The organism is uncultured Oxalicibacterium sp., from assembly GCF_913776015.1.
GTDB lineage: Bacteria > Pseudomonadota > Gammaproteobacteria > Burkholderiales > Burkholderiaceae_D > Oxalicibacterium.
Map to the genome: position 1 here is coordinate 20,226 of NZ_CAJYMD010000048.1, position 8,521 is coordinate 28,746.

The window sequence follows — 8,521 nt, forward strand, 5'->3', positions numbered from 1 at the left end:
CGTAGTCTCCCATCTCACTCCTATGCGCACCGACACACCTCCCACCATTTATCGCAAAGATTACACGCCGCCCGCTTACTGGGTTCGCACTGTCGAAATGGGGTTTGATCTCGACCCCGCTGCGACGCGCGTTGCTACCCGCATGACGCTGGAGCGCAATACGCAAAGCAGCGACAAGATACTGACGCTGTACGGCGAAGAGCTTGAGCTGGTACAGATTCGTATGAATGGCAAGGCGCTTGGCGCCAAGGCGTATCAGATCAAGGATGGCATTTTGCGTATTCCTGCTGGACCGGCCAAGGTCACGCTCGAAATCGAAACACTGCTGCAGCCGGAGAGCAATACCTCGCTGATGGGACTGTACGTTTCCAACGGCAACTTCTTCACGCAGTGCGAAGCCGAGGGTTTCCGCAAGATCACGTATTTCCCCGATCGTCCTGATGTCATGGCGACGTACAAAGTCATGCTGCGCGCCGACAAGAAGAAATATCCTGTCCTGCTGTCGAATGGCAATTTGATCGAAGAAGGCGATCTGGGCGATGGTCGTCATTACGCCTTGTGGGAAGATCCGTTCAAGAAGCCGTCCTATCTGTTTGCCTTAGTCGCCGGACAACTGGTGTGCCAGGAAGAACGCATCAAACTGAAGTCCGGACGTGAAGTCTTGCTGCAGGTGTGGGTGGAGGAGGGCAATCTCGACAAGACCCAGCACGCGATGGATTCGCTAATAAACAGTATTCGCTGGGATGAAGAGCGCTTTGGCCTCGAACTCGATCTCGATCGCTTCATGATCGTCGCAGTGGGCGACTTCAATATGGGCGCGATGGAAAACAAGGGCTTGAATATTTTCAATACCAAGTTCGTCCTCGCCAATCCGCGTATCGCGACCGATGTCGATTACGGCAATATCGAGGCAGTGGTTGGCCACGAGTATTTCCACAACTGGACCGGCAATCGCGTGACGTGCCGCGACTGGTTCCAGCTTTCGTTGAAAGAGGGCTTGACCGTTTTTCGTGATCAGGAATTTTCGGCGGACATGATCGGCACGGACAGTGGTCGCGCGGTCAAGCGTATCGACGATGTGCGCGTACTGCGTCAGGCCCAGTTCCCCGAAGATGCCGGCCCGATGGCGCATCCTGTACGCCCTGATTCCTTTGTCGAGATCAGTAATTTCTACACGGTCACGATTTATGAAAAAGGTGCCGAAGTCGTGCGCATGTACCAAACCTTGTTTGGTCGCGATGGCTTCCGCAAGGGCATGGACCTGTATTTTGCGCGGCATGACGGTCAAGCCGTCGAATGTGACGACTTCCGTGCCGCGATGAGTGACGCTAACAGTCGCGACCTGACCCAGTTTGAACGTTGGTACAGTCAGGCCGGTACGCCGCGCGTGCAGGCGCGTGCCGAATACGATGCAAGGGCGCAAACCTATACCTTGACGCTCAGGCAGTCTTGTCCTGCCACGCCTGGCCAGAAGAAAAAGCTGCCTTTCCATATTCCAGTCGCGGTTGGCTTGCTGAGCAGCGAAGGCAAGGATATGGCTTTGTCGCTGCGTGGTAGCGACAAGAAGGGCACGACCCTGGTGCTGGAATTGACGGCTGCCGAGCAGACTTTCGTATTCGAAAATGTCCCTGAGGCACCGGTGCCTTCCCTGTTGCGCGATTTCTCGGCACCCGTTGTGCTTGAGTATGACTACAGTGACGATGATCTGGGCTTCCTGATGGCGCATGACAGCGATGCGTTCAATCGATGGGAGGCTGGGCAGCGACTGGCCCTGCGTCGTTTGTTGGCGCTGGTTGCAGCGGTGCAGGCGGGTGAGACATTGCAGGTCGATCCTGTGTTGAGCGATAACCTGCGTCTGATTCTCAACGACACGACACTGGATCCAGCCTTCCGCGAAATTGCACTGACGCTGCCTTCAGAAACGGTAATCGCCGAACAGATGGATGTCATTGATCCGCAAGCCATTCATCAGGCGCGTCGCTTCTTGCGCCTCTCTCTGGCGCAGGCTTTGCGTGCCGATCTGGTCGAAGCGTATAAAAAGAATCAGACGCCAGGCGCATACAGTCCGGACGCGCAGGCTGCCGGCAAGCGTGCCCTCAAAAATCTGGCCTTGTCCTATCTGGCGGAATTGGATGATGCGGCAGCCCACACTTTGGCGCAGACGCAATGCGATGGCGCCGAGAATATGACCGACCGCGTTGCAGCGCTATCGGCGCTCGCCAATGGCAACGCACCGGGCAAGGCTACTGCCTTGCAGCGTTTCCATGATGATTTTGCCAGTGAGCCGCTCGTGATCGACAAATGGTTTAGTCTGCAAGCCATGGCGCGCACGACGGATGTCGCAGCCGCACGTGCGTTGATGGCGCATTCGGCGTTTTCGCTGAAGAACCCGAATCGTGCTCGCAGTCTGATTTTCAGCTTCTGCAATGGCAATCCTGCGCAATTCCATGCGGCCGATGGCAGTGGCTATGCCTTCTGGGCAGAGCAAGTCATTGCGCTTGATGCATTGAATCCACAAGTGGCGGCCCGCTTGGCGCGCAGTCTGGATCGCTGGCGCAAATACGCGCCTGCCTTGCAGGAAAAAATGCGGGCAGCACTGCAACGTGTCGCGGATGCGGCCACGTTATCCAAAGATACCAAAGAGGTGGTTGGCAAATCGCTGGCTGCTGAATAAACCGAATTTTTCGTCATTGAATCGAAGGAACACATGAAACGCGTCAGCCTTACGCAATACCTGATCGAAGAACAGCGCCGGCATAACAACATTCCGGAATCCCTGCGCCTGCTGACTGAAGTCGTTGGTCGTGCTTGCAAGACCATCAGTCATGCCGTCGGCAAGGGCGCGCTGGGTGAAGTGCTCGGCAGTGCCGAAAGCGAGAATGTGCAGGGCGAGGTGCAAAAAAAGCTCGACATCATTTCCAATGAAATTTTGCTCGAAGCCAACGAGTGGGGCGGTCATCTGGCTGCCATGGCATCGGAAGAGATGGAGCAGATTCATCCGATCCCCAATCGTTACCCAATGGGCGAATACCTCTTGCTGTTCGATCCGCTGGATGGATCCAGCAATATTGATGTCAATGTCTCGATCGGTACGATTTTTTCGGTACTCAAAGCGCCGGCAGGCATGCAGCATCCGACCGAAGCCGATTTTCTGCAGCCGGGCACGCAGCAAGTGTTGGCTGGCTACGCACTCTATGGCCCGCAAACGGTCTTGGTGCTGACGACAGGTAATGGCGTGCAAAGCTTCACCCTGGATCGCGAAATGGGCGCTTGGGTGATGACGCAAAAAAATATGTCTATTCCCGAAGACACCAAGGAGTTTGCAATCAATGCGTCCAACGCGCGTCACTGGTTCCCACCAGTTAAACGCTATGTGGATGAAATGCTGGCTGGCACCACGGGCGTCCGCAGCAAGGATTTCAATATGCGCTGGATTGCATCAATGGTGGCAGACGTACACCGTATTTTGACGCGCGGCGGTGTCTTTATGTATCCGGCCGATGCGCGCGATCCCGACAAGCCAGGCAAGCTGCGCCTGATGTATGAAGCCAACCCGATGGCGTTTCTGGTTGAGCAGGCAGGTGGTGCGGCGACGGATGGTAAACAGCGCATCCTTGATATCCACCCTGAGAAACTGCATCAGCGCGTAGCTGTTTTTCTAGGTTCCAAGAATGAGGTAGAGCGCGTCACTTCCTATCATGTGGAGTAACTTCCCTTAGTAAGAAATGTCGTAACCCTGAAAAACACCAAGGCCCGCGTAAGCGGGCCTTGGTGTTTTTGTTTAGGTGGTTGTTTGATGTGCGTATGTAAACAGGAAGTATCTATATGGCGCCAAAACAAAAAGGTTTTGTATTTCTTTATGGACTTTGAATGGCAAATCAGCTGACTTCTGGCGTGCGCATACGGCATTACATCTTGGTAGAAGCAAAGAAACGAGGCACAGCAAGGCTTTGCGGCAGATTGGGTAAATATGTTGAAACATTTTTCAAATAAATTGCAGGAAGTACTTGCAAAGGTGATGGGGGAGTTGCTATAGTTCGCCTCCCGTTGCAAGACGGGGCCAAAAAGAAGCGGCAACCGAGAGGGTGTTGGGTCTTTTTGTGGAGGTGGTAGTTGAGGTTTTGGTAGGTAAAGTCAGCGTCGTTTTGAAGAAATTTAAAACGAAACTTTTTAAAAAAAAGTGTTGACGACAACAAAAACTTCCTACATAATCTCGTTTCTCTGCTGCTGACGAACAAAACGATTCGCAGCGACGCCGAAGTGATGGTGAAGCAGGCAAAGTTCTTTAAAAACTAACAGCCGATAAGTGTGGGCGTTTAATGAAAGTGCGGCAGCGCAAGCTGTCAGAACTTTAAAATTAAATGCTCACAAAGAAATATAGGTAAGAAATTATCTGTCAGTATTTTGAGTGAGCGACCGATTCGAAAGAATCAGCCAGCAATGGCAAAACAGAGATTGAACTGAAGAGTTTGATCCTGGCTCAGATTGAACGCTGGCGGCATGCCTTACACATGCAAGTCGAACGGCAGCACGGGAGCTTGCTCCTGGTGGCGAGTGGCGAACGGGTGAGTAATATATCGGAACGTGCCCAGTAGTGGGGGATAGCCCGGCGAAAGCCGGATTAATACCGCATACGATCTACGGATGAAAGCGGGGGATCGCAAGACCTCGCGCTATTGGAGCGGCCGATATCTGATTAGCTAGTTGGTGAGGTAAAGGCTCACCAAGGCGACGATCAGTAGCTGGTCTGAGAGGACGACCAGCCACACTGGAACTGAGACACGGTCCAGACTCCTACGGGAGGCAGCAGTGGGGAATTTTGGACAATGGGGGAAACCCTGATCCAGCAATGCCGCGTGAGTGAAGAAGGCCTTCGGGTTGTAAAGCTCTTTTGTCAGGGAAGAAACGGTTTTGGCTAATATCCAGAGCTAATGACGGTACCTGAAGAATAAGCACCGGCTAACTACGTGCCAGCAGCCGCGGTAATACGTAGGGTGCGAGCGTTAATCGGAATTACTGGGCGTAAAGAGTGCGTAGGCGGTTGTGCAAGACAGATGTGAAATCCCCGGGCTTAACCTGGGAATTGCATTTGTGACTGCACGGCTAGAGTGTGTCAGAGGGGGGTAGAATTCCACGTGTAGCAGTGAAATGCGTAGAGATGTGGAGGAATACCGATGGCGAAGGCAGCCCCCTGGGATAACACTGACGCTGAGGCACGAAAGCGTGGGGAGCAAACAGGATTAGATACCCTGGTAGTCCACGCCCTAAACGATGTCTACTAGTTGTCGGGTCTTAATTGACTTGGTAACGCAGCTAACGCGTGAAGTAGACCGCCTGGGGAGTACGGTCGCAAGATTAAAACTCAAAGGAATTGACGGGGACCCGCACAAGCGGTGGATGATGTGGATTAATTCGATGCAACGCGAAAAACCTTACCTACCCTTGACATGGCAGGAATCCTGAAGAGATTTGGGAGTGCTCGAAAGAGAACCTGCACACAGGTGCTGCATGGCTGTCGTCAGCTCGTGTCGTGAGATGTTGGGTTAAGTCCCGCAACGAGCGCAACCCTTGTCATTAGTTGCTACATTTAGTTGGGCACTCTAATGAGACTGCCGGTGACAAACCGGAGGAAGGTGGGGATGACGTCAAGTCCTCATGGCCCTTATGGGTAGGGCTTCACACGTCATACAATGGTACATACAGAGGGCCGCCAACCCGCGAGGGGGAGCTAATCCCAGAAAGTGTATCGTAGTCCGGATTGTAGTCTGCAACTCGACTACATGAAGTTGGAATCGCTAGTAATCGCGGATCAGCATGTCGCGGTGAATACGTTCCCGGGTCTTGTACACACCGCCCGTCACACCATGGGAGCGGGTTTCACCAGAAGTGGGTAGCCTAACCGCAAGGAGGGCGCTCACCACGGTGGGATTCGTGACTGGGGTGAAGTCGTAACAAGGTAGCCGTATCGGAAGGTGCGGCTGGATCACCTCCTTTCTAGAGTCGTCACGGAAGTTAAGCGTCCACACTTATCGGGCTGTTAAGTAAGAGAAGAACAGTGAATGTCGGCAGTGTGCAGGCAAAGCAGTGAAGTCTGTGCAATGCTGGTTGGTACTGATCCGAACGGGTCTGTAGCTCAGTTGGTTAGAGCACCGTGTTGATAACGCGGGGGTCGTTGGTTCGAGCCCAACCAGACCCACCAAGAATTAAGTTGTACCGGATTTGGGGGTTTAGCTCAGCTGGGAGAGCACCTGCTTTGCAAGCAGGGGGTCGTCGGTTCGATCCCGTCAACCTCCACCAAGACATCAAACCTAAGTCAATCAAGTGATTGATTAGATTTAGGTTTGATCGTTTAACGATCATTGGCTGTTTTTGTTCTTTAACAATTTGGAAGAAGTAAAGATTATTTATTGATTGATGTTGATCGATAAGGCGCAAGCATTATTGAGAGATATCAATGGGTAATGATTGTATCAACCAAGTATTACGAAGTGATCTTAAGTTTTAGAAGATTCGCTTTGGAAATACGGCAAACGCTAAACTCAAAAACTCTATAGCGTCTCTGGCAACAGAGGTCAACGTTATAGGGACAAGTGAATAAGTGCACATGGTGGATGCCTTGGCGATATCAGGCGATGAAGGACGTAGTAGCTTGCGATAAGCTGCGGGGAGCTGGCAAACGAGCTTTGATCCGCAGATTTCCGAATGGGGAAACCCGGCCGTAAGGTCATCGTTATCTGAATACATAGGGTAACGAAGCGAACGTGGCGAACTGAAACATCTAAGTAGCTACAGGAAAAGAAATCAACCGAGATTCCCAAAGTAGTGGCGAGCGAAATGGGACCAGCCTGCAAGATTTAGCAGTATTGATAGCAAAACGCTCTGGAAAGTGCGGCCATAGAGGGTGATAGCCCCTTATGCGAAATCAGTATTGTGGAACTAGACTTGCGACAAGTAGGGCGGGACACGTGAAATCCTGTCTGAACATGGGGGGACCATCCTCCAAGGCTAAATACTCGATATCGACCGATAGTGAACCAGTACCGTGAGGGAAAGGCGAAAAGAACCCCGGGAGGGGAGTGAAATAGAACCTGAAACCGTGTGCATACAAACAGTAGGAGCCTCCTTGTGGGGTGACTGCGTACCTTTTGTATAATGGGTCAGCGACTTACATTCAGTGGCAAGGTTAACCGCATAGGGAAGCCGTAGAGAAATCGAGTCCGAATAGGGCGTTCAGTCGCTGGGTGTAGACCCGAAACCAGATGATCTACTCATGGCCAGGTTGAAGGTGCGGTAACACGCACTGGAGGACCGAACCCACTAATGTTGAAAAATTAGGGGATGAGCTGTGGGTAGGGGTGAAAGGCTAAACAAATCTGGAAATAGCTGGTTCTCTCCGAAAACTATTTAGGTAGTGCCTCAAGTATCACCATCGGGGGTAGAGCACTGTTATGGCTAGGGGGTCATCGCGACTTACCAAACCATTGCAAACTCCGAATACCGATGAGTGCGAGCTTGGGAGACAGACGTCGGGTGCTAACGTCCGGCGTCAAGAGGGAAACAACCCAGACCGCCAGCTAAGGTCCCAAAGATTGGCTAAGTGGAAAACGAAGTGGGAAGGCTAAAACAGTCAGGAGGTTGGCTTAGAAGCAGCCACCCTTTAAAGAAAGCGTAATAGCTCACTGATCGAGTCGTCCTGCGCGGAAGATGTAACGGGGCTAAGCCAGTCACCGAAGCTGCGGATATGCGTAAGCATATGGTAGGAGAGCGTTCTGTAAGCCTGCGAAGGTGTCTTGTAAAGGATGCTGGAGGTATCAGAAGTGCGAATGCTGACATGAGTAGCGATAATGGGGGTGAAAAGCCTCCACGCCGTAAGCCCAAGGTTTCCTGTTCAACGTTCATCGGAGCAGGGTGAGTCGGCCCCTAAGGCGAGGCAGAGATGCGTAGCTGATGGGAAGCAGGTTAATATTCCTGCACCGTCGTTAGATGCGATGGGGGGACGGATCGCGGAAGGTTGTCCGGGTGTTGGATGTCCCGGTTTGTGCATCGAAGAAGGCTGTTAGGCAAATCCGGCAGCGTAATTCAAGGGTGTGCGACGAGTGGCCTTGTGCCGCGAAGCAATCGGAAGTGGTTCCAAGAAAAGCCTCTAAGCTTCAGTCTAACGAGACCGTACCGCAAACCGACACAGGTGGGCGAGATGAGTATTCTAAGGCGCTTGAGAGAACTCGGGAGAAGGAACTCGGCAAATTGGTACCGTAACTTCGGGATAAGGTACGCCCTTGTAGTTTGACTGGCCTGCGCCAGAAGGACGAAGGGGTTGCAAAAAATTGGTGGCTGCGACTGTTTAATAAAAACACAGCACTCTGCAAACACGAAAGTGGACGTATAGGGTGTGACTCCTGCCCGGTGCTGGAAGATTAAATGATGGGGTGCAAGCTCTTGATTGAAGTCCCAGTAAACGGCGGCCGTAACTATAACGGTCCTAAGGTAGCGAAATTCCTTGTCGGGTAAGTTCCGACCTGCA

The 8,521-nt window shown here is 52.4% G+C and carries 2 protein-coding genes, 2 tRNA genes and 2 rRNA genes; all 6 read left to right on the top strand.

Features of this window, described 5'->3' with window-relative positions:
- The first annotated feature begins 22 nt into the window (after positions 1–22).
- Positions 23–2,674 (top strand): aminopeptidase N, encoded by a 2,652-nt coding sequence (gene pepN / locus QZ725_RS07985; RefSeq protein WP_293778265.1) that lies wholly within the window; start codon positions 23–25, stop codon positions 2,672–2,674.
- 33 nt (positions 2,675–2,707) lie between these two features.
- The gene (locus QZ725_RS07990) at positions 2,708–3,709 is read left to right on the top strand and encodes a class 1 fructose-bisphosphatase (protein ID WP_293778268.1); all 1,002 of its coding nucleotides are present in this window, start codon (positions 2,708–2,710) and stop codon (positions 3,707–3,709) included.
- 748 nt (positions 3,710–4,457) lie between these two features.
- Positions 4,458–5,994: ribosomal RNA gene (locus QZ725_RS07995) — 16S ribosomal RNA — on the top strand.
- Between the two features lie 128 nt (positions 5,995–6,122).
- Positions 6,123–6,199, top strand: a tRNA-Ile gene (locus QZ725_RS08000).
- A gap of 22 nt (positions 6,200–6,221) precedes the next feature.
- Positions 6,222–6,297: transfer RNA gene (locus QZ725_RS08005), tRNA-Ala, on the top strand.
- Between the two features lie 287 nt (positions 6,298–6,584).
- Positions 6,585–8,521: ribosomal RNA gene (locus tag QZ725_RS08010) — 23S ribosomal RNA — on the top strand; the annotation flags it as partial.

Coding starts and splice junctions, on each gene's coding strand:
- pepN (WP_293778265.1), top strand. CDS start 23: ATGCGCACCGACACACCTCCCACCATTTATCGCAAAGATTACACGCCG.
- QZ725_RS07990 (WP_293778268.1), top strand. CDS start 2,708: ATGAAACGCGTCAGCCTTACGCAATACCTGATCGAAGAACAGCGCCGG.